This is a genomic window from Lacticaseibacillus kribbianus (assembly GCF_020180945.1).
Lineage (GTDB): Bacteria > Bacillota > Bacilli > Lactobacillales > Lactobacillaceae > Lacticaseibacillus > Lacticaseibacillus kribbianus.
Map to the genome: position 1 here is coordinate 1,490,270 of NZ_JAIPUL010000001.1, position 19,847 is coordinate 1,510,116.

Sequence of the window (19,847 nt, forward strand, 5' to 3'; positions counted from 1 at the left end):
CCAGGCGTCGCTTGCACCGGTATGCGCGGGTGAAAACGGTCCCCGCGTTTTCATAAACGTTGACGCGGCTTTTCACGGCGGTATAATATGGAAAGTAAAGTGAGCACTCACTTAGAAACGGAGGCGCGGCGATGCGAACCATTCACTACCAGGCCCTGACCGACGACGTGATCGCGCCGGGCCAGGCCGAGCCGGCGCTGCCGGCCAACTTTCGCTTCGCGCGCACCAGACCCGGCGAGCGGCTGCTGACGGCGGTGGTCTACTCGGCCGCCAGGTGGTTCGGCCGCTGGTACTGGCGCCGGCGCCTGCACGCGCGGTTCGTCAACCTGGACGTGCTGGCCCCCTACCGCAACCAGAGCCTGTTTCTCTACGGCAACCACACCCAGGAGGTCGGCGACCCGTTCCTGCCGATGCAGCTGGTCCAACAGCCCGTCCACACCCTGGCCGGCGCCGCCAACCGCAAGGTGCCGGTGCTCGGGCCGCTGCTGCCGTACGGGCACGCGCTCCTTTTGCCGCAGACCAAGGCCCAGACGCGCCGCTTCCTGGCGGCGCTTCAGGCGGCCCTGACCGCCAACCACGCGGTGGCGATCTACCCGGAGGCCCACGTCTGGCCCTACTACACCGGCATCCGGCCGTTTCGCGCCGGGTCGTTCCACTACCCGGTGGCGACCAACCGCCCGAGCTTCGCCTTCACCACCACCTACCAGAAGGCCGGCTGCACCGTGTACGTCGACGGGCCGTTTTGGCCGGACGCCACGCTGCCCAAGGCCAAGCGGCAGGCGGCGCTGGCGGCGCAGGTGCAAGGGGCGATGACCGCGCGCGCCGAGGCCAGCACCGCGCAGCATATTCTGTACCGGAGGAAAACGTCGTGAACATTCTATTTTGCGGGGATGCCCGCGCCGAAGTCGGTATCACGCTGGCCAGCCTCGCGCTGGTCCACCAGGTGCACCGGCCGCTGCACGTGTACCTGCTGACGGCCCGCATCGCAGGCTTCTCGCCGCTGTCCGAAGCCGCCAGCGCGCGGCTGGCCGCGCTGCTTGCGCGCTTTGACCCGGCGCACACCGTGACCCTGATCGACGCGACACCGCAGTTCGAAGCCGCGCCGCCGACCGCCAACCTCGCCACGCGCTTCACGCCCTACTGCATGCTGCGGCTGTACGCCGACCTGCTGCCCTTGCCAGACCGGCTGCTGTACCTGGATTTTGACGTGCTGAGCGTCAAGGACCCGACGGCCTACTACGACCAGGACCTTCAAGGCGTCGAGGTGGTCGGCACGCTTGACCACTACGGTAGGTGGTTCTTCCGGCACGGCTGGCGCCTGTCCTACCTGAACTCCGGCGTGCTGCTGCTAAACCTTGCGGAAATTCGCCGCACCGGCCTGTTCGCGCGCTGCCGCCATGCCCTGGCCACGAAGCGCTACTTCATGCCGGACCAAAGCGTGCTGAACCGGCTGGCGACGCACGTGCGCATCGCCCCGCGGTGGGCCAACGACCAGCACGGCCCGCACCCGGACACCGTGTTTGCGCACTACTCGACGCGCCTGCACCTGTGGCCGTGGTTTCACCCGGTGACGGTGAAGCCCTGGAACGTGGCCGCCATGCACGAGACGCTTCACGATCACAGCCAAGACGAGCTGCTCGACGAGTTCGCGGCTTTGACCAACTTCACAAAGGAGGGACTATCATGATCCCGATTTTCTTTTCCGTCGATGACAACTACGTGGGGCCTTTGACCGTCGCGCTGCACTCGCTGGCGCAGCACGCCGACCCCAAGCGCGAGTACCAGGTCTACATCCTGACCGAGCACCTGACGCAGCCGCACCGCGCGCTGCTTTTGGCCCAGGCGACAAGCAACGTGCACGTGGACTTCGCCTCCATCGGCGCGCAGTTCAAGGCGCGCATCGACGACCACGGCAACACGCTGCGCGCGGATTACTTCACGCTGACCATCTACTTTCGGCTGTTCATCGCCGAGCTGTTCCCGGACCTCGACCGCGCGCTGTACCTCGACGCGGACACCGTGGTGCTGGCCGACGTCGCGGAACTGTTCAACACACCGCTCGACGGGGCCTTGGTCGGCGCGGTCAGCGACCCGTTCATGGCGGCCAACCCGGAGACATCCAACTACGCGGCCCAGGCGATCGGCCTGCCGGTGGCGGATTACGTCAACTCCGGCGTGCTGGTGATGGACCTGGCCGCGATGCGCGAGGCCCGCTTCGCCAACGCCTTTTTGACGCTGCTCAACCGCTACCACTTCCGCAGCCTGGCGCCCGACCAGGACTACCTCAACGCGATGACCAAAAACCGCCTGCTGCACCTGGACCCGGCGTGGAACGTGCAGGGCGAGCAGCCGCAGATTGCGCAACCAAGACTGATCCACTACAACCTGTTCGACAAGCCGTGGCACTACCAGGGTGTGCCGCACGAGGCCGAATTCTGGGCGGCCGCCGACGACACCGCAGCTGCCGCCGACCTGCACGCCGCGCAGGCCGCCTTCGGCCCGGCGCAGGTGGCGGCCGATTGCCAGCACAAGGCCAACCTGATTCAGCTTGCGCAAAGCATCTGCGAACAGCCCGTCACCTTCGCCAAGGTGGCGGCTTCAGAAGGCGGGGTGCAGCTATGAACCCCGTGATTGCCAACATCAAGGACGCCGTGGCGACCGGCCAGTTCAACGCCAAGGTCGAGGTCAACGACCCGACCCTGGCGCCGGAAGAGGAGCACACGCTGCTTGACGACTTCGTCACCAACCGCGGCACCTGGCGCTACAGCCTGAACAACGTGATCGCGCGCACCGCGATGAACATGACCACGCGCGTCAAGGCCCACGACCTGACCGTGCACGGGCGCGCCAACCTCGCGGGCCTCACCGGCGGCGCCATCGTCACCAGCAACCATTTTTCCCCGTGGGAGAACATGGTGGTCAGAAAGGCCCTGGGCATGCACCGGCTGTTCATCGTCAGCCAGGCGACCAACCTGAAAATGCCCGGCACGCTGGGCTTCATGATGAACTACGCCGACACCCTGCCGATCGGCAACAACGTCGACTACCTCGGCCACGCCTTCCCGCAGCTTCTGGTCCAGGCGCTCGACGCCGGCCACCGCGTGCTGATCTACCCGGAGCAGGAGATGTGGTACCAGTACAAGAAGCCCCGCCCGCCCAAGCGCGGCGCCTACTACTACGCGGCGCGCCTGGGCGTGCCGATCATCTCCTGCTTCGTCGCGATGACGCCGCGCGCGCGGCTGACCGCGCCCGATTTTCACGCCGTCGGCTACGACATGTACATCCAGCCGCTGATCTACCCGGACCCGGCCAAGTCGGTCCGCGAGAACAGCCTGGCGATGATGCAGCAAGACTACCGCCAAAAGGTCGCCGCCTACGAAACCGCGTACGGCGAAAAGCTCTCCTACCGCTTCAGCCCCCGGGACATCGCCGGCTGGACCGGCCGCTGACGGGCCACGGCCTCCGGTTCGACGCCGGTGCAGCCGGTTCGGCCCGCGCACACCGCAAAACGACCGCCACGCATGGCCTCCCAGTCGGGGACCATGCGTGGCGGTCGTATTTTGTGTTGGTTAATTCGTCTTGAGCGGCCGCGCGCTACGGCAGCGGGTCGGCGTCGCTGCGCGGGGTCAGGCCGCGCAGCAGGAACTCGTAGGAGTCTTGGCAGACCTGGTCGATGTCCAGCGGCGCGGCGCTCATCACCACGTTGGGCAGCAGGTAGCTCAGGATGGTGCCCGTGATGTAGCGCACGATGCGCATCGGCTCCCAGCACACCAGCTCGCCGGCGTCCTGGTACTGCTTGAACAGGGGCGCCAGGGCGCTATTGATCAGCTGGTTGAGCTGGGTGGTGAGGTCGGCCAGCATGTTCGGGTCCTTGACCATCTCCTGGATAAACACCTTCATCTCGTTGCGGTTGGCCATGACGAAGGTGACGCGGTCCCGCACGGCGAACTCGAGCAGGTCCTTGAAGTGCGGCGCGTGCGTGCGCACCAAGCGGTTCATGAACTCACCGGCGGCAATCGGCAGGACGCCGCGCAAAAAAGGCCCAAGGATCGCCCGCAGCAGGCCCTCCTTGGTCTTGAAGCGCTTGAACACCGTGCCCTCCGACACCCCCGCCGCGCGGGCGATGTCCAGGGTGCTGGTGCTGGCGAATCCCTGGTCGGCAAAAAGCTTCAGGCTGGCCTTGAGCACCGCCTGCTGCTTTTTGGATAACGTTGTCTGATCCAGCTCCGATGCGAACAAGTCCGACACGTCTTGCTGCGCCATGTTCCCCCACCACCATTCTGTTCTTTAAGGATAGCACACATTGGCCGCACCCGGGGTCACTTCAGCGCCTGAACCCCGATTTCCTTGGCCTGCGTGGCAATGCCGTACGGCAGCGTGAAGCGGGTCTTGGCCTCCTTGAGGCGCAGGTGCCAGGTCGTTTTGCCCAAGCGTAGGTCCAGCGTCTTGCCGGTGCGCGTGTACGTGCCGAGCTTGCCGGTCGGGCCGTCCTTGCGGTACGCGTAGGCGGTGGCGTTGATGCCGTGCTGCAGGTCGGACGCGCTGCCGTACTGCACCACGGTCGACTCGCCGGTGCTGTGCAGCGCAGACTTGGTCACGTCCAAAAGCTCGGCGTTCAGGACGTACTGCCCGTCGTCGGCGGTGCTGTTTTGCAGCATCCCCTGCTTGTGGTTGGCCGCCAGGCTGAGCGTCATCGTCAGGTTGTGCTTGGCCGTCAGCTTCGTGGTTTTGTCGCCCACCGTGTAGCTTTGGGCGGTGTACACGGCGCCGACCGCGCTTGAGTCCTGCCGCCGGCCGCAGCCGACCAGGGCCAGCGCGAGGCCGACCACCAGCATCCATCTAACTTTCATGAGGCACCCCTTTTCCGTGCGTCGCCGCACCAAACACCCCAGTATAGCAGGTCGGACGGGCGCTTCGCAAACCTAGCCTTGGTGGCGGCCGGCCGGATCGATCTGGATCAGGCGCGCGATCAGGTCCGGCGAGTTCTGCGGGCCCGGATCCCGCGGCGCCCGGTCCAAGGCGGCGATGGCCGCCATCTCCGCGGCCGTCAGCGTCAGCGCCTGGGCGGCCAGGTTCTCTTCCATCCGCGCGCGGTGGCTGGTCTTGGGAATCACGATCACGCCCTGCTGCATCTGCCAGGCCAGCATCACCTGGCCGACGGTGGCGCCGTGCGTTGCGGCGATGCCGGCGAGCACCGGGTGACCCAGCAGTTCGGGGTCCGCGTGGCCCAGCGGCTGCCAGGCCTCAACGGCGACACCAAGGCTTGCGGCCGCGGCCACGGTCAGGCGCTGCTGCTTGAAGGGGTGGCGCTGGATCTGGTTGAGGGCCGGCACCGCCCCGCTGAAGGTCGCAAGGTCCACCAGCCGCTCGGCGCTGAAGTTGGACACCCCGATGGCCCGCACCAGGCCGGCCGCCTGGGCCTCCTGCATGGCGCGCCAGGCGCCGTAGTAGTCGCCGAGCGCTTGGTGCAGCAGGTAGACGTCGAGGTAGTCGAGGCCAAGCTTGGTCAGGCTGCGCCGCAGCGCGACCTTGGCCCCCTCGTAGCTCGCGTCAGTGGGCCAAAGCTTGGACGTCACCACGACCTGGTCGCGCGGCACCCCGCTTGCACGCAGGCCGCGCCCGACGCCTTCCTCGTTGAAGTACCCGGCCGCCGTGTCGATCAGGCGGTAGCCCGTGCCCAGTGCCGCCGCAACCGCGCTTTCGGCCGCCGCCTGGTCCCAGATCTGAAAGGTGCCAAAGCCGATGCGCGGCACCGCGACGCCTGGGGCCAACTCAATGCTTGTCATATTGATCACTCCTCATCAAAAAAGGCGCCCACGTCAGGAGACATGGGCGCCAAAGGCCTCATGGGCGGTCATCCGCCACATGCTGGTTTCGTTCATTGTACCACGAAGCGGGGCGCGCCGGTGGCAATCCGGCAAACCGGCCGGTTGGGGCCGGGCCCCCGGTTTTTCCGGCCGTGTCCTAGGCCTGGTCGGCGCGGGCCTTGGCCGCCAGGGCGACCGAGCTGATCCAGCTCAGCGGCTGGTCGAAGTTCGGCTGGAAGAAGAAGTCCACCATCGCCAGCTGGTCGATGGTCATCTGGGTCTGAATCGCCATGGAGATCACGTTGGCGGACATGGAGACGTCGTGCTGGCTGTAAAAGGCCCCGCCGAGCACCCGGCGCGTGGCCGGGTCGTAGGTCAGGCTGGCCAGCACGTTGGTCGTGCTGGTCATGAACTCCGGCCGGTACGGCTCCTCGATTTCGACCGAGGCGGCGGCCACGCCGCGCGCCTTGGCCCCTTCCTGCGTCAGGCCGCTGGCCGCGATGCAGTGGCCGAACAGCTCGACGGCGCTGGTCGCCTGGGTGCCGAGGTAGGCCTCCGTCGCGACCTCGATGTTTTGGCCGATCAGCATCCCCTGGCGCACCGCGTTGGTCGCCAGCGGAATGTAGTCGGACTTGCCGGTCGGGTTGTAGTGCACGGCCGCGGAGTCCCCGGCGACGAAGATCTCGGGCCGGCTGGTGCGCATGTAGTCGTCGGTCAGAATGGCGCCGTTCGGCAGCATGTCGACCTGGTCCTTGAGCAGCGTCGTGGCCGGGCGGAAGCCGATGGCCAAAACGGCGATGTCGGCGGTGAAGGTGCTCTTGTCGGTGGTGACGGTGATGCCGTCTGCCGTGTCCTCAAAGCCGGTGACCTTTTCGCCGAGCGCCAGGTGGGTGCCGTGGGCGCGGTACAGCGCCTCAACGCGGTCGGTGATCGACTGGTCAAAGTTTTTGGCCAAAACGCGCGGCAGCGCATCGATCAGGGTCACCTGCTTGCCGGCCAGCGCGTACTGCTCGGCCAGCTCCGCGCCGATGTAGCCGGCGCCGATCACGACGGCCGAGCGCACGCTGTCGGCGTTCTCCTGGAGGCGCTTGGCATCCTTCCAGTCCTTGCAGAGGAAAAGCTTCAGGGACTTGATGCCCGGCAGCGGCGGCACGATCGGGGACGAGCCCGGCGTGAACACCAGCTTGTCGTAGGTGTCGGTGAGCTGGGCGCCGGTGGCCAGGTCGGTCACGGAGATGGTGCGCGTGTCGGCGTTGATCGAGGTGACCTCGTGCTGCATCCGCATCGTCGCCCCAAGCGCCGTCAGCGCCTCGGGGCTCGAGTAGAACATCTTGTTGGGGTCGGACACGTGGCCGCCGACCCACAGCGCGATGCCGCAGGACAGGAAGGACACTGTGTCGTTGCGCTCGTAAACTGTCACGTCGTAATCGGGGTGCGCGGTCAGAATCTGCTGGGTTGCAAAGGTGCCGGCATGGGTGGCACCAACCACAATGATTTTCATCGTAAGGCTTCCTTTCGTTGTGCGCGAGGCGGTAAATGATACTGCTTTCACAAGGGTATTGTAGCACACTCCGCACGCACAATGCCAGATAGCGCACGATTAAATCGCAGATAAGACAGGGCGAAAAGTCCAGTAAGTCAGGGCTAATGTCGTTGCTGAACCATCGCCGCCCGTCGAGAATCCGGCCGTTGGGACACGGCGGCAACCACCGGGCAGGCGCGGCCGCGCCCGGCACCGCGCCTGAATGTTCACCCCTGCGCAAGCTGGCCGGGCCAAAAAAAGAACCCGCGCGCGGCGGGTCCCTGGTCATTCATGATTCAGCTGTGGGCGCATCAGCAAGCGCCAGCACCAGCGCGCCAACCGCCGGCAGCGCCACGCTTGCCGTGCCGGCCTCGGCCTGCTGCGCCGCGTCGCTTGAGAACAGCACGCGGTACGCGCCGGGCACCGCCAGCTGCGCAGGGGCCGGTGCGGCGTTGAACGCCACCACCAGCTGGCCCGCGCGCCAGGCGATCACCCGGTCGTCCGCCCGCAGCCGCGAAACGCCGGCCAGCGCCGCCGCGGTCGCGGGCCTAAGCTCCGGGCGGTGCGCCCGCAGCGCCCAGAGCGCCTGAAGCTCGGCCACGGCGTCACGGTGCACTGACGCCTGAGTCCAGTCAATCGCGTTGACCGCGTCCGGCGAGCGGTAGGAGTTCGCGTCCCCGCCCTTGCTGCGCATGAAGGCCTGACCCAGCTGGATCAGCGGCACCCCGGGGCTCAGCGCGACCATCGCGTTGGCCAGGCGCGCCTGGCGCGCAAGCGTCGTGGCGTCCGCACCCGGGCTGACCGCCGCCAGCTTGTCGAGAAGCGTCAGGTTGTCGTGCACCTCGACGTACTGCACCTCCTGGGCGGGCTCGCGGCCGCGGGTCAGCATCGCGTCCAGCAGCGCCGCCTCGTGGCCGGCCTCGCCGCTGACGAAGCCCGGCGCGGCCGCGGTGAACACGTGGCCCTTGACCAGGTCGCGGAAGTCGTCGTCGAAAAACGCGACCCCGGGCAGCGCCGCGGCGTTGTCGCGCGTCGCCTTTTGGCCGGCGGCAAGCGGTGTCGCCATGTCCCAGCCCTCGCCGAGCATCACGATGCCGTCGTCGATGGCGTCCAGCGCCTCGCGCACGGCCCGCATCGTCTCGACGTCGAGGATGCCCATCAGGTCGAAGCGGAAGCCGTCGATGTGGTAGGCGCGCGCCCAGTAGCAGACGCTGTCGACGATGTACTTGCGCACCATCGCGCGCTCGGACGCCACGTCGTTGCCGACGCCGGTGCCGTTGGCCGGGGTGCCGTCCGGCCAGGTGCGAAAGAAGTAGCCGGGCACCGTCTGGTTGAAGGCGTGCGTCGCCGGGTCGAAGACGTGGTTGTACACCACGTCCATAATCACGCGGATGCCCGCGTCGTGCAGCGCCTGGATCATCGTTTTGGCCTCGACCAGCCGCTTCGCCGGGTCGCAGGCGTTCGTGGCGTAGGAGCCCTCCGGCACGTTGTAGTTGACCGGGTCGTAGCCCCAGTTGTACTGCGCGCGCTCCGGGTGGGCCTCGTCGACCGTGGCAAAATCAAACATCGGCATGATCTGCACGTGCGTCGTGCCGCTTTGCGCAAGGTACGAAAGCCCGGTCGGCTGCCCCGCCGGCGTGCAGGTGCCCCGCTCCGCAAGCCCCAGGTACTGGCCCTTGTGGCCGACGCCGGAGGCCGCCCCGCTGGTCACGTCGCGCAGGTGCAGCTCGGTGATCACGGCGTCGGTGAGCGGCCCAAACGCCGGCAGCCGCGGCGTCCAGCGTTCGGGCACCTGCGCTTCCGGCGCGAGCACCACGCCGCGCAGCCCGTTGACCGTGGCCGCCGTCGCGTAGGGATCGATGGTTTCCGTCTGCAGGCGATCGGCGAAGGTCAGCTGGTAGGTGTACACCAGGTCGCGCCGGTCGCCGGGCAGGCCCAGCGTCCACACCCCGCGCGCCGCTCGCGTCAGCGGCCAGGTCGCGACGATTGCGGCCTGCGGGTCCACGCCCTGGTACTGGCACAGCGTGACGCTGGTCGCGGTCGGCGCCCACAGGCGAAACGCGGTGGCCTCGGGGGTGTAGCGCACACCGAGCCAGCCGTCGAAGGCGTACTGCGCGTCGAACGCCGCGTCAAACATGGTCCACCCCCGCCGGGCGGGCAATGGCGAACTGAATGGCGGCAAAATCGTCTTGGGCGTGCGCCCGCACGTAGGCCGTGGCCTCGCGGTTGACTTTGGTTAGGTCGATGCCCTGCTTGGTGGCGGCGAACACGCAGCCGCAGTAGCACTGGCGGTAGACGTCGTATTCCTTGGACATCGCCACGCTTCTGGCGTAGCCGCCGCGCTTCTTGAAGTCCGACGGCAGGTAGGCCACCGCGTACAGGTGCTGCACCTCAAGCCCCAGCTCGTTGATCACCTGCGCGTTTTTGCTCGGGCTGATGGTCAACGCGGAGCCGAAGTAGTCAAACCCCAGCGCCTGGGCCTTTTGGGCGACGCGGTCCAGCCGGTAGTTGTAGCACACCCGGCAGCGCGCGCCGCCCTCCGGCTCGTCCTTCAAAGCGGCCGTCTCCTTGAGCCAGTCGCTGGGCCGGTAGTCGGCACCGAGAAACGACACGTGGTTGCCGGTGCGCGCATTGAAGTCCAGGATGAACTGCTGCTGCACCAGCCGCCGGCGCTCGAACTCCGCGCGCGGGTGGATGTTTGGGTTGTCGTAGTAAATCGTGACGTCGGCGTGCTGGGTCAGGTACTCCAGCGTGTACGTGGAGCACGGCGCGCAGCACGAGTGCATCAGGATGCGCGGACGCCTGGCCTGGGCCTGCCAGGACTTGATCTCCCGCTGCAGCACCAGGTCGTAGTTCACTTTTTGATCTTTTTCAAACATGGCGCGAATCTGGTCGGCCTCAAGCATTCGCTCACCCCCTTTCCTCAATTATAAGGAGAAGTCACGCAGCCGGCAACAGACGGTTACCCCACCACACCGCCGCGACCATCACCGCGGTGAAGGCCAGGATGTAGTACGGGTACAGCCCGATGCCGACGATCCCGGCCAGCACACCGAAAATCGGCGGCGCAAAGGTCGAGCCGACGTAGGCGAAGGCCATCTGAACGCCGATGACCGCCTGCGAGTTGGCCGCCCCGAAGTTGGTCGGCGTCTCGTGGATGATGGTCGGGTAGATCGGCGCGCAGCCAAGCCCCAGCATCAGCAGGCCGGCCAGCGTCACGGTCACGGGCAGCCCGGGCAGGACGATCAACACCAGGCTGGTCAGGATCAGAGACGAGCCCAGCCAGATCATCCGCCGGTCGCCGAGCCGATCGGCGATGATGCCGGCCACAAAGCGCCCGCCCATCACGCCGAGGTAGTACAGCGAGGCGTAGCGCGCCGCGGCGCTGATGCCGACGCCGCGGGCCTGCGCCAGGTAGGTCGCCGCCCAGATTCCCGCCGTCGCCTCAAGCGAGCAGTAAGCCAAAAAGGTGGTGAGCTGCTGGCGCAGGCCGCGCAGCCCGAGCAGCTGCCGGAAGCTCAGCTTGGCCGCCGCCGGGCCGGCCTGAGCGGTGGAGCGCTGCCACAGTGGCAGGCTCGCAAACAACACGACGGTCAACACCAGCTGCGCGATCCCGATCAGGCGGTAGCCGGCGGTCCAGCCCATTTTGTGCGTCAGGGCGAAGCTCATGACGTACGGGCTGATCGACGCGCCGACGCCCCAAAAGCAGTGCAGCCAGTTCATCTGGCGGCCCTTGTAGTGCAGCGCCACGTAGTTGTTCAGCGCCGCGTCCACCGCGCCGGCCCCAAGCCCGTACGGCACGGTCCAGACCACCAGCCACGCGAAGCTCGGCGCAAGCGAGAAGCCGAACAGCGCTACGGCGGTGGTCAGAACCGACGTCGCCGTCACCAGCCCCGTGCCGAACCGCCGCGTCAGCCGGTCGGACAACAGGCTTGAGATGATCGTGTTGCCCGAGATCATCATGGTCAGGATGCCCGCGTAGCTGGTCGGCACCCCAAGCGCCGTGTGCATCGCCGGCCACCCCGACCCGATCAGGGAGTCCGGCAGGCCGAGGCTGATGAAGGCCACGTAGATAATTACCATCAGAATTGAAAACATCGTCTATCTCCTTAGGTTCAATACCGCCATTCTCACGAAAGCGGCCGCGAATGTCAACGGTTTCAGCGCGATTCGCGGTGAAAGTTGGCCTGTCTTGGCGGTCCAACCGGCCGCGGCCGCGGGCGTTAACACGAATGCGCCCGCCGAGGTCAAGGCCTAACGTCATGATAGCCGACGCGGCCGCCGGCGGCTTGAAGAATCGAAGCGAAAACTAACACGATGTTGCGCCTTTGGTGGGCACCCGCCCGGGACGCACAAACCCCTCGCCACCGGCAGGCCGCCACGCGTCCTGCCGGCTGCGAGGGGCAGCCTGAACCTTTGTCACCACTCGTCGGCGGTGGTGACTAGGTCACAAACACACCGGGTGCCGGGGCGGTGTCCGTCTCGCGAGGCGACCGCGCCATTGTGAAGGGTGAGCGGCTTGAACCCCGCATTCCCTCAGCGATTCTGGCGCTGTGCTCGATAAAGGCTCCATGCCCCGAGCGTGAACCCGTCCTTAATGTCATTGTCGGAAATGAGCGCGGCGAGCTGTGCCTCATCGACCAGCGTCACACCGTCGATTCCTTCGTAGTGCGTTCGGTGCGGCTGCGGCGCAAGGTGCAGCGTCGCCGCGACCACCCGCACGTCGCTTGTGATCAACCCCGAATCCGGAATCAGCTCACCCAGGTCGATCAGGTCGGACACCGCGGCATTCGGCAGCGTCGGTGCGCCGGTGTACGGCTTGCGCGGCACCTGCACCTCTTCTTGAAGCTCCCTTGCCGCGGCCATCACCCCACTTTCCCCGCGCTCACGAAAGCCGCGTGGAAACTCGAGCAGCTCGCGCTCGCCGCGCTGACTGGTCAGCAGCACGAACCGTCCCTCGTACTGGGCGACAATCACAACGCCGCCGGTCTTTTGCGTCACGTGCAGCCGCTCACCTTCGACCGACACAGTCATGTACCGATTATTGTAAGTCAAGGTGTTCCCGGCGTAATCAAAATCCAGAATCCAGGTCAGGTACGTCAGCCCGTTGTGCGTCACGCGCTTGAGGTACCGACGCGCCACGACATAACCCAGCACGGCATAGACGCCGACCACCGCCGCCGTCACCCAGCCCGCCCATGGGCCAAGCTGAGTCAGCAGATCGTGGGTCGTGAAAAGTACGGGTAAAACGGTCATCAAAAGGACCCCGTAGTACACGGCATCGTCGGTACTGAGGCTTGGCCAACGCAGCCGCGGGTTCTGGGCCTGCCTCGCCGTACCGGCGGCAACGCCGACTGCGGCTTCAGGCGCCGACTCGCCGCCAGATTGCTTGGCGTTTCGTGCCGCCAGCTGATCAGGCCCGTGCCCGCGTTCAGACTTCACCAACGCCTGAATGGCCGTTTTGAGCGCGGTCACCGTATCAAAAAACTGCTGATGCGCCATGGCCCAGTTGATGATTTCGATGCAGTCGAGGTACTGCTTGTGCCAGCTGCGCAGGTCGGCAATCAGCCGAACGCAGATCCAGCCGACCACCACCAGCCCAAGGTCGATCACCATCATGTTCGCCTCCCCGGCCAACTGGCGCCCGTAAGTCACGACAAAGGAGAGCAGAACAATGTAAAAGGCGATGACCTGGTCGCGCTTGTGCCCCTGCTCGAGCAGGTGGTCGTTGCACTTATCGTAAACATGGGTGAGATAGTCGAGAAAGGCTTGCTTTACGTCGGCGTCTTGCATGGCGGGACCTCTTTTCAAGAAAGTGTGATGCGCTTGAGGCCATTATACGACAGGCCCGCACTCGAACATACGGCTAAATCCGCTTGCCCAGACAAATGCCGCGACGCGCGCAAGTAACCTCAATTTGTGGTCGCCTTCATGGCGCAGCGCAAGTGTCAACCGCGCAACGCGGCCGCCACCAGCCCCGCATGCTGACCTCAACCAGTCTCCCTCACCCCCAACGCAGCCCACACAAAAACCCGCAGCCACGCTGCGGGTTCAGGCGAATTAGTTGAGCAGTGCCTTGGCCGTGGCGAAGTCGCCGACGGTGGCCGAGCCGTTGTTCGGCACCTGGCTCAAGACGATCAGGTCCTCCAGCGGTGGCGTCTGCACGTAGCCGTTGTTGAGCTGCTTGAAGAAGTCGCGCACCTTCGGCAGTTCGGCCTCACTGAGCACAGAGCCGCCGAACACGATCTTGGCCGGGGCCAGGTTCAGGTAGGCGTCAAGCGCCAGCTGGGCGGCGTAGTAGCTGATGTAGGTGAACACCTTGTTGTCGCGCGGCACCTTTTCGCCCGGGATGCCCAGGCGCTTCTCGATCGACGGACCGGCCGCCATGCCTTCGAAGCAGTGGTTGCCGTGGAACGGGCAGACGCCTGCAAAGTCGTCGCCGGGGTACGGCACGACCAGCGCGTGGCCCATCTCGGCGTGCGCGCGGCCGCCGATGAAGTGGCCGTCCTGGATTGCGCCGCCGCCGATGCCGGTGCCGATGGTGAAGTAAACCAGCGAGTCGACGTCCTTGCCGGCGCCTTCCGAGTACTCCCCGTAGGCCGACGCGTTCACGTCGGTGGTGAAGGCGATCGGCACGTTCAGCGCAGCCTTCAGGGTGCCGACCACGTCTGCGCCCTCCCAGTGCGGCTTAGGGGTCGCCAGCACGTGGCCGTAAGTGGCGGAGTCCTTTTTGACGTCGATGGGGCCGAAGCTCCCGATGCCCAGCGCATCAACCGGGTTCTCCTTGAAAAACGCCACGCACTGCGCGAGGTTCTCCTCCGGTGTGGTGGTTGGAATGCGTAAGGTCTTCAAAATGTTGTAGTCCGCATCGGCCACCGCCAGCACGAACTTCGTGCCGCCGGCCTCAATGCTGCCAAGACGAGTTTCTGTGATCGTCATCACCCTCATTTCACGATTGATTGAATCCGGTTTCTATTCTAGCACGCCGCGGCGCCGCGCTCACCTATTAATTGTCCCCGCCCCTGCCGGATTCAACCTCCGGCGCACACCAAAATGGCGCCCGGCGCGGCTTTCTAGGGGGGAAAAGCCGCGCCAGACGCCACACGAGAATTTGGGTTGCTCGCATCTGGTTAATTGTCGCTTGCTGTGCGGATCATCTCCAGCTCGCCGCGCGGCGTCCCGCGCACCGAACCGTCGCCGCGGCGCTACTCGCGCCCGCGCAACAGCGGCCGCAGCTGGGTCGCCAGGTTGGCGGCGATGGTGGTCATGCCGCCGATGCTCGGGTGCAGGAGGTCGGCGGACAGGCCGCTCAGGTCGGGCAAAAGCGTCAGACCGCTGATGTACGGCAGCTTGCCCGCACACTCCTCCTTGACCACGGCGCGGAACTGGCCGACCTTGGCCTGGTCCAGCGGGTAATCGGTGGCCACCATGTCAAAGGCCAAAACCGGCCGGGAGTCCTTTGCGAACGGCGCGATGAAGCGGCGCACGCGGGCGCGAAAGTCGTCAACGCTGAAGCCGCCGAGCATGTTGATGCCCATCGCAAGGGTCGCAAAGTCCCAGTCCGGCCGCGCGCACAGCGCGTCGGCCAGCCCCGGCTCAAGCCAGGCGGAGCCCGGGAAGCCGAAGTTCAACAGGTCCGCGCGAAGCTTGGCGGCCGTCTGCTGGGCGTAGGTGGTCATCGGCGTCAGCGCCAGCGTGCCGTGCGTGATCGAGGAGCCGTAAGCCAGGTAGGTGAGGCTTGGCACCTCGCTTGGGCGCGGCGGGCGCAGGCCGCCGGCAACGCCGATCAGCCAGTTGCGGCAGTACGGCAGGCACACGCGCACCACCGCCGGGTCGAAGGGCTGGCCCAAGGCTTCGGCGACCTCCTGCAGCCGCGGCAGGTTGGCCGGCCGGTGGATGGTCAGGGTTGTCGGCGTGGTGTGCACCAAAAGGTTCGCCTCCTGGTAGGTGCCGGCAAAGCAACCGTGCATCACGTAGGCGACCTGCAGCTCTTCTGCCTCCTGCGCCTGCAGCGTGATGCGCACGGTGTCGGTGGTCATGACGAAGCGCAGCTCGATGCCCGAGGCGTTGTTGGACGTGTGCGTCGCCGGCTCGTCGAGCTTCGCAAAGGTGGCGGCGTCAACGCGGTCGAGCAGCACCCCGTGGTCGCTTGGAATCACCCGCGCGACGTTGTGCAGGTCCATGTCGAGATATTGCATGTTTTTCCCTCCTCACGCGCGCAGCACGCGCACCGCGTACGGGGCGAGCTCAAGCGACCCGGCCGGCACCGCCTGGCCGCTTTCGACGTCCGTGGTCGCCTTGGCCGTGGTCACCGCCTGCGCCTGCTCGCTCATGTTCATCACAAAGTAGGTCGTGGCCGCCTGGCCGTGGCGCGCCTGCACCGAAACGGCGGGGTTGGGCGTCGTGACCAGCGTCGAGCGCAGGTCCAGGCGCTGGGCCAGCTGCTTGTACAGGGTGAACAGGAAGTCGCGGCCGGTGCGCGGCGCGATGTAGTACGCGAACCCGTCGCCGACCGCATTGACGGTCAAGGCCGGGCTGCCCTGGTAGAAGTCCTGCTGGTAGGTGCCAAGCGTCGTGGCGCCGGTCGACTCGAGCACCTGGTTGAACTGCGTGGTCTCAAAGCGCGCACCCTCGAAGGTCAGCGCGTTGTGCTCACCCTCGTACAGCGAGTCGAGCTCCAGCAGCCGAATGCCAAACAGCGCCTGCAGCGGGCGCGGCCAACCGTTGAGGTACACGGTGTCCGTCGGGTCGACGATGCCGGTGAAGTAGCTGGAGACCAGCGTCCCGCCGCCCTGAACGTGGGCGGTCAGCCGCTGCATCAGAGTCGGCGTCATCACGTACAGCATCGGGGCGATCACCAGGTCGTACTGGGAAAAGTCCTGGTCGCTTGGCACCATCGCGACGGGAATGTCGTGGGCCCAAAAGTACGCGTAGTGGTCCTGCAGGGTCTGGAAGTATTTTTTGCGGTCGCGGCCAAACGCCGCCTCGCGCTTTTGCGCCCAGAGGCTCTGCCAGTCGTAGACAATCGCCACGCGCGCCTCGCGGGTGGTGTTGCGCACCCCATCGATCGCCGCCAGCCGCGCCCCGTAGGCCGCGACCTCGCGGAAAACCCGCGAGTCGGCGCTGCCGTCGTGGCCGATCACGGCGCTGTGGAACTTCTCGGAGTTGGCGCGGGCCTGGCGGATCTGGAAGTACAGGCTGCCCTCGGAGCCGTGCGCGACCTGCTGAAAGGAGCTGAGCGCGTGGACACCCGGGCGCTTGGCCTTGGCGACCGGCGAGTTGACCCGCGACGGCGTGGACTCCATCACCAGAAACGGCTGGTGCTTCAGGCCGTAGAACGTGTCGTGGACGAAGGCCGTTTTCATCGCGGTCTCGGCCAGCGGCTCGAAGTTGTTGTTCCACTGCGGGTACGCGTCCCAGGAGACGACGTCGACGTGCTTGGCGAACTCGGCGTAATCGATGCCCTCAAGCGGAATGAAGTCGTGGCCCGGCCCCTCCGCCATGAAGTTGGTGGTCACCGGCACCGCCGGGTTGGCCGCCCGCAGCACCTTCACCTCGGCGTCGAAGAAGTCGATGGTGCGGTCGGTCACGAACCGCTTCCAGTCCAGCGCCATGCCGTGCACCTTGGTCGAGCCGAGGTTGTTGGGCGTCTTGATCTGGTCCCAGTCCGTGTAGGTCCCGCTCCAAAACGCCATCAGCCAGGCGTCATTGAGCGCCTTGAGGCTGCCGTACTTGCGGCGCAGCCAGGCGCGCCACTGCGCCTGGCACAGGTCGCAGTAGCACTCGCCGGAAAACTCGTTGGACACGTGCCACATCGCAAGCGCGGGGTTGTTGCCGTAGCGCTTGGCCAGCTCCGCGTCGATGCGCGCGACGTACTTGCGGTACACCGGGCTTGAGTAGCAGTGGTCGTGGCGAAAGCCGTGGGTGTGGCGGCGCAGGTCCGCGTCCACGCGGTTGACCTCCGGGTACTTCTCGGACAGCCACTGCGGGCGCGCCCCGCTCGGCGTGGCGAGGATCACGTTGCCGCCCATGGCGTTGACGTCTTCGAAGACGCGGTCCAGCCAGTCGAAGGTGAAATGCCCCTCCTCCGGCTCAAGCGCGCTCCAGGCGAACACGCCCAGGGTCACCGTGTTGATGTGCGCCTTTTTCATCAGCGCCAGGTCCTGTCGCAGGACCTCCGGGTAGTCCAGCCACTGGTCGGGGTTGTAGTCGCCGCCGTGCAGCAGGCGTGAATCGACATCGAATCGCATGTTAGTCCTCCTTGGTCAGAATCAGAAGCTTGGACTGAAAATCACCGGCGAGCTCGGCCACGGCCTGGTTGGGGCCGTTGAACTCGTACGGCAGGCGCAGCCCCAGGTGGCGCAGCGCCGACCCCGTGACCGTGCCTTCGCGGCCGCTGATGGTGTAGCGTGCGGCAGGGTCCGCGAACGGAATCGCGATGCGGTCCACCGCGTTGCCGTCCGGGTTGGCCAGCAGCCGGTAGAAGCCAAACACGATCCGGCTTTGGTCCGCCGCCTCGAGCGCCCAGGCCACCGTGTTGTGCCCGGGGTCCTCAAGCGTGCGCAGGAAGTGGAAGCGGCCGGTCAACACCAGCGGCTGAAGCGCCTTGTAGGTGGTGATCTGCTGGGCGATCGCGTCGAGCACCGCCTGCGGCTCCTTGGTCAAGTCGAGCTCGTAGCCCAGCGTCCCGAACAGCGCGACGTTGAAGCGGGTATCAAGCGGCGTCGTGCGCTGGACCTGGCCGTTGGGCACGGCCGTGACGTGGTTGCTCATCGCAGACAGCGGGTAGCCCAGCGCGGTGCCGGTCTGGATCCGCAGCCGCTCGACGGCGTCGGAGTCGTCGGACACCCAGATCTGCGGCGAGTAGAACAGGATGCCGAGGTCGAACCGGCCGCCGCCGCCGGCACAGCCCTCGATCAAAAGATCCGGGTAGGCCGCAAGCAACCGCGCATACAGATTGTACACCCCGCCGATGTAGCGGTGGAAGAACTCTCCCTGCGGCCGGCAGATGCGGGCCAGGTACTGCGAGTAGGCCTCGGTGATGTTACGGTTCATGTCCCACTTGATGTACTCCAGGTGCGTCGCGTCGATCACCTTGGTCATCTGGGCGAACAGGTTGTCGACCACGTCCGGGTTGGCGAAGTCCAGCACGTACTGGTTGCGCCCGATCGCGCGGCGCTCGTGCGGCGGCGCGACCACCCAGTCGGGGTGCGCGGCGATCAGGTTGGAGCGCGGCGAGATCATCTCGGGCTCAAACCACAGGCCAAACTGCAGCCCAAGCTTATGGATCGACTCGGCGAAGCCGTCGATGCCGTGCGGGAACTTTTTGTCGTAGACCTGCCAGTCGCCGAGGCTCGAGCGGTCGTCGTCGCGGTGGCCGAACCAGCCGTCGTCCAGGACGAAGCAGTCGATGCCGACCTTTTTGCCCGCGGCGGCCAGCTTCAAGAGCTTCTCGGTGTCAAAATCAAAGTACGCCGCCTCCCAGGAGTTGAGCACCACCGGGCGCTTGCGATTGCGCCACTCCGGCGCGATCACGTGGTTGCGCACGAAGTCGGCGTTGGCCGCGCTAAGCCCGGACAAGCCCGCGCCGCTGTAGGTCACCACGGCCTCGGGCGTGGTGAAGCTGGCGGTGGGATCCAGGCGCCAGGCGAACTGGTCGGGGTGAATGCCGATCATGAAGCGGGTCTGGTTCCACTCGTTGACCTCGGCCGACGCCTGGAAGTTGCCGGAGTAGATCAGGTTGAAGCCGTAAGCGGCGCCGGTGGTCAGCGTGCCGCCTTCCGCCTGCAGCGCCACGTACGGGTTTTGCTGGTGGCTGGAGGCGCCGCGCTGCGATTCAATGGCCGTGGTCCCCTGCGCGAGCTTGCGCGTTTTGACGTGGCGCTCGCGGGCCCAGTTGCCGGACAGCTGCACGAAGCGGTAGTCGGCGGTCGGCAGGTCCAGCCCGCCGGACAGCGCGCGCGTCAGCGTCACCGCCGTCGTCCCCGTGTTGGTGACAGTCTGCCAGCGCACGATTGCTGCAGCGTCTTCAAAAATCGCGTAGTGCTGCTCAAGCGTCAGCCCGTGGGCGGCGTCTTCAAGCGTGATGGTCAGCACGTCGACCTCGCCGTCGCTTGCGAAGCTCTTGGGGAACGCGAGGTCGCGCGGCTTCTCGTGGCTTTCGCGGTAGCCGACGTAGGTAAAGTTCAGGTACAGCGGCGTGTCCCCGTCGGCGGCGGCGATGGCGCCCTGGCGGAAGTCGGAGGTGCCGTACACCGGGTACTCCTGCAGCTGGTCGGCCAGGGTGAACATCGTGTTGGTCGCGTCGAAGTGCACCGTGCCGCCCGACTTGCTTTCAAGCGTCGTGTAGGCGGCAAGCGTCGCCTCGTCGACCGTCACGCGCGGCCCGTAGTACAGGTGGCCGAGCTGGTTGTTGGGCAGCAGGTACAGGATGTAGCTGACCGTGTCGTTGGCAAGGTGGAACACGCGGTCGTTGATTACATTAAGCAGTGGTCTCATCTACTTTCTGTGTCACCGCC

General features: G+C 66.2%; 15 protein-coding genes and 1 pseudogene. 4 read left to right on the forward strand and 12 right to left on the reverse strand.

What is annotated here, in order from left to right:
* The first annotated feature begins 131 nt into the window (after nt 1–131).
* The 4 genes and pseudogenes from LE416_RS07120 to LE416_RS13220 all read left to right on the forward strand — a co-directional run.
* Nucleotides 132–872, forward strand: a complete 741-nt coding sequence (locus LE416_RS07120) for a lysophospholipid acyltransferase family protein (protein WP_225047762.1) — start codon at nt 132–134, stop codon at nt 870–872.
* Nucleotides 869–1,687, forward strand: a complete 819-nt coding sequence (locus tag LE416_RS07125; protein ID WP_225047763.1) for a glycosyltransferase — start codon at nt 869–871, stop codon at nt 1,685–1,687. Before LE416_RS07120 ends, LE416_RS07125 begins: the two co-directional genes overlap by 4 nt.
* Complete coding sequence (locus tag LE416_RS07130; protein WP_225047764.1) at nt 1,684–2,622, forward strand: glycosyltransferase family 8 protein; 939 nt, start codon at nt 1,684–1,686, stop codon at nt 2,620–2,622. Before LE416_RS07125 ends, LE416_RS07130 begins: the two co-directional genes overlap by 4 nt.
* 254 nt (nt 2,623–2,876) lie before the next feature.
* A pseudogene (locus LE416_RS13220) lies at nt 2,877–3,219 on the forward strand (1-acyl-sn-glycerol-3-phosphate acyltransferase); the annotation flags it as partial.
* Nucleotides 3,220–3,594: 375 nt separating this feature from the next.
* Here LE416_RS13220 and LE416_RS07140 read toward each other — a convergent pair.
* The 12 genes from LE416_RS07140 to LE416_RS07195 all read right to left on the reverse strand — a co-directional run bounded on the left by LE416_RS07140 (nt 3,595) and on the right by LE416_RS07195 (nt 19,827).
* On the reverse strand, nt 3,595–4,263 hold the full coding sequence (locus LE416_RS07140; RefSeq protein ID WP_225047766.1) for a TetR/AcrR family transcriptional regulator: 669 nt from the start codon (nt 4,261–4,263) through the stop codon (nt 3,595–3,597).
* Between the two features lie 56 nt (nt 4,264–4,319).
* Nucleotides 4,320–4,850, reverse strand: coding sequence for a hypothetical protein (locus LE416_RS07145; protein ID WP_225047767.1), 531 nt, complete (start codon nt 4,848–4,850; stop codon nt 4,320–4,322).
* 72 nt (nt 4,851–4,922) lie between these two features.
* Nucleotides 4,923–5,786: an aldo/keto reductase gene (locus tag LE416_RS07150; protein WP_225047768.1), complete on the reverse strand. Its 864-nt coding sequence runs from the start codon at nt 5,784–5,786 to the stop codon at nt 4,923–4,925.
* Nucleotides 5,787–5,964: 178 nt separating this feature from the next.
* Nucleotides 5,965–7,308 carry an FAD-dependent oxidoreductase gene (locus tag LE416_RS07155; RefSeq protein ID WP_225047769.1) on the reverse strand — a complete coding sequence of 448 codons (1,344 nt, stop codon included), beginning with the start codon at nt 7,306–7,308 and terminating at the stop codon, nt 5,965–5,967.
* Between the two features lie 310 nt (nt 7,309–7,618).
* Entirely contained in the window at nt 7,619–9,466 is a 1,848-nt protein-coding gene (pulA, locus tag LE416_RS07160; protein WP_225047770.1) for a type I pullulanase, read from the reverse strand.
* On the reverse strand, nt 9,459–10,235 hold the full coding sequence (locus LE416_RS07165) for an epoxyqueuosine reductase QueH (RefSeq protein ID WP_225047771.1): 777 nt from the start codon (nt 10,233–10,235) through the stop codon (nt 9,459–9,461). Before LE416_RS07165 ends, pulA begins: the two co-directional genes overlap by 8 nt.
* Before the next feature lie 34 nt (nt 10,236–10,269).
* Nucleotides 10,270–11,427, reverse strand: coding sequence for an MFS transporter (locus LE416_RS07170; RefSeq protein ID WP_225047772.1), 1,158 nt, complete (start codon nt 11,425–11,427; stop codon nt 10,270–10,272).
* Between the two features lie 438 nt (nt 11,428–11,865).
* Entirely contained in the window at nt 11,866–13,122 is a 1,257-nt protein-coding gene (locus LE416_RS07175; RefSeq protein WP_225047773.1) for an NUDIX hydrolase, read from the reverse strand.
* 267 nt (nt 13,123–13,389) lie between these two features.
* Nucleotides 13,390–14,268, reverse strand: coding sequence for an ROK family protein (locus LE416_RS07180; protein WP_225047774.1), 879 nt, complete (start codon nt 14,266–14,268; stop codon nt 13,390–13,392).
* A 266-nt stretch (nt 14,269–14,534) separates the two neighbouring features.
* Complete coding sequence (locus LE416_RS07185; protein WP_225047775.1) at nt 14,535–15,527, reverse strand: GDSL-type esterase/lipase family protein; 993 nt, start codon at nt 15,525–15,527, stop codon at nt 14,535–14,537.
* 12 nt (nt 15,528–15,539) lie between these two features.
* Entirely contained in the window at nt 15,540–17,579 is a 2,040-nt protein-coding gene (locus LE416_RS07190) for a beta-galactosidase (protein WP_225047776.1), read from the reverse strand.
* Nucleotide 17,580: 1 nt separating this feature from the next.
* Nucleotides 17,581–19,827, reverse strand: a complete 2,247-nt coding sequence (locus LE416_RS07195; RefSeq protein WP_225047777.1) for an alpha-galactosidase — start codon at nt 19,825–19,827, stop codon at nt 17,581–17,583.
* Nucleotides 19,828–19,847 lie beyond the last annotated feature (20 nt).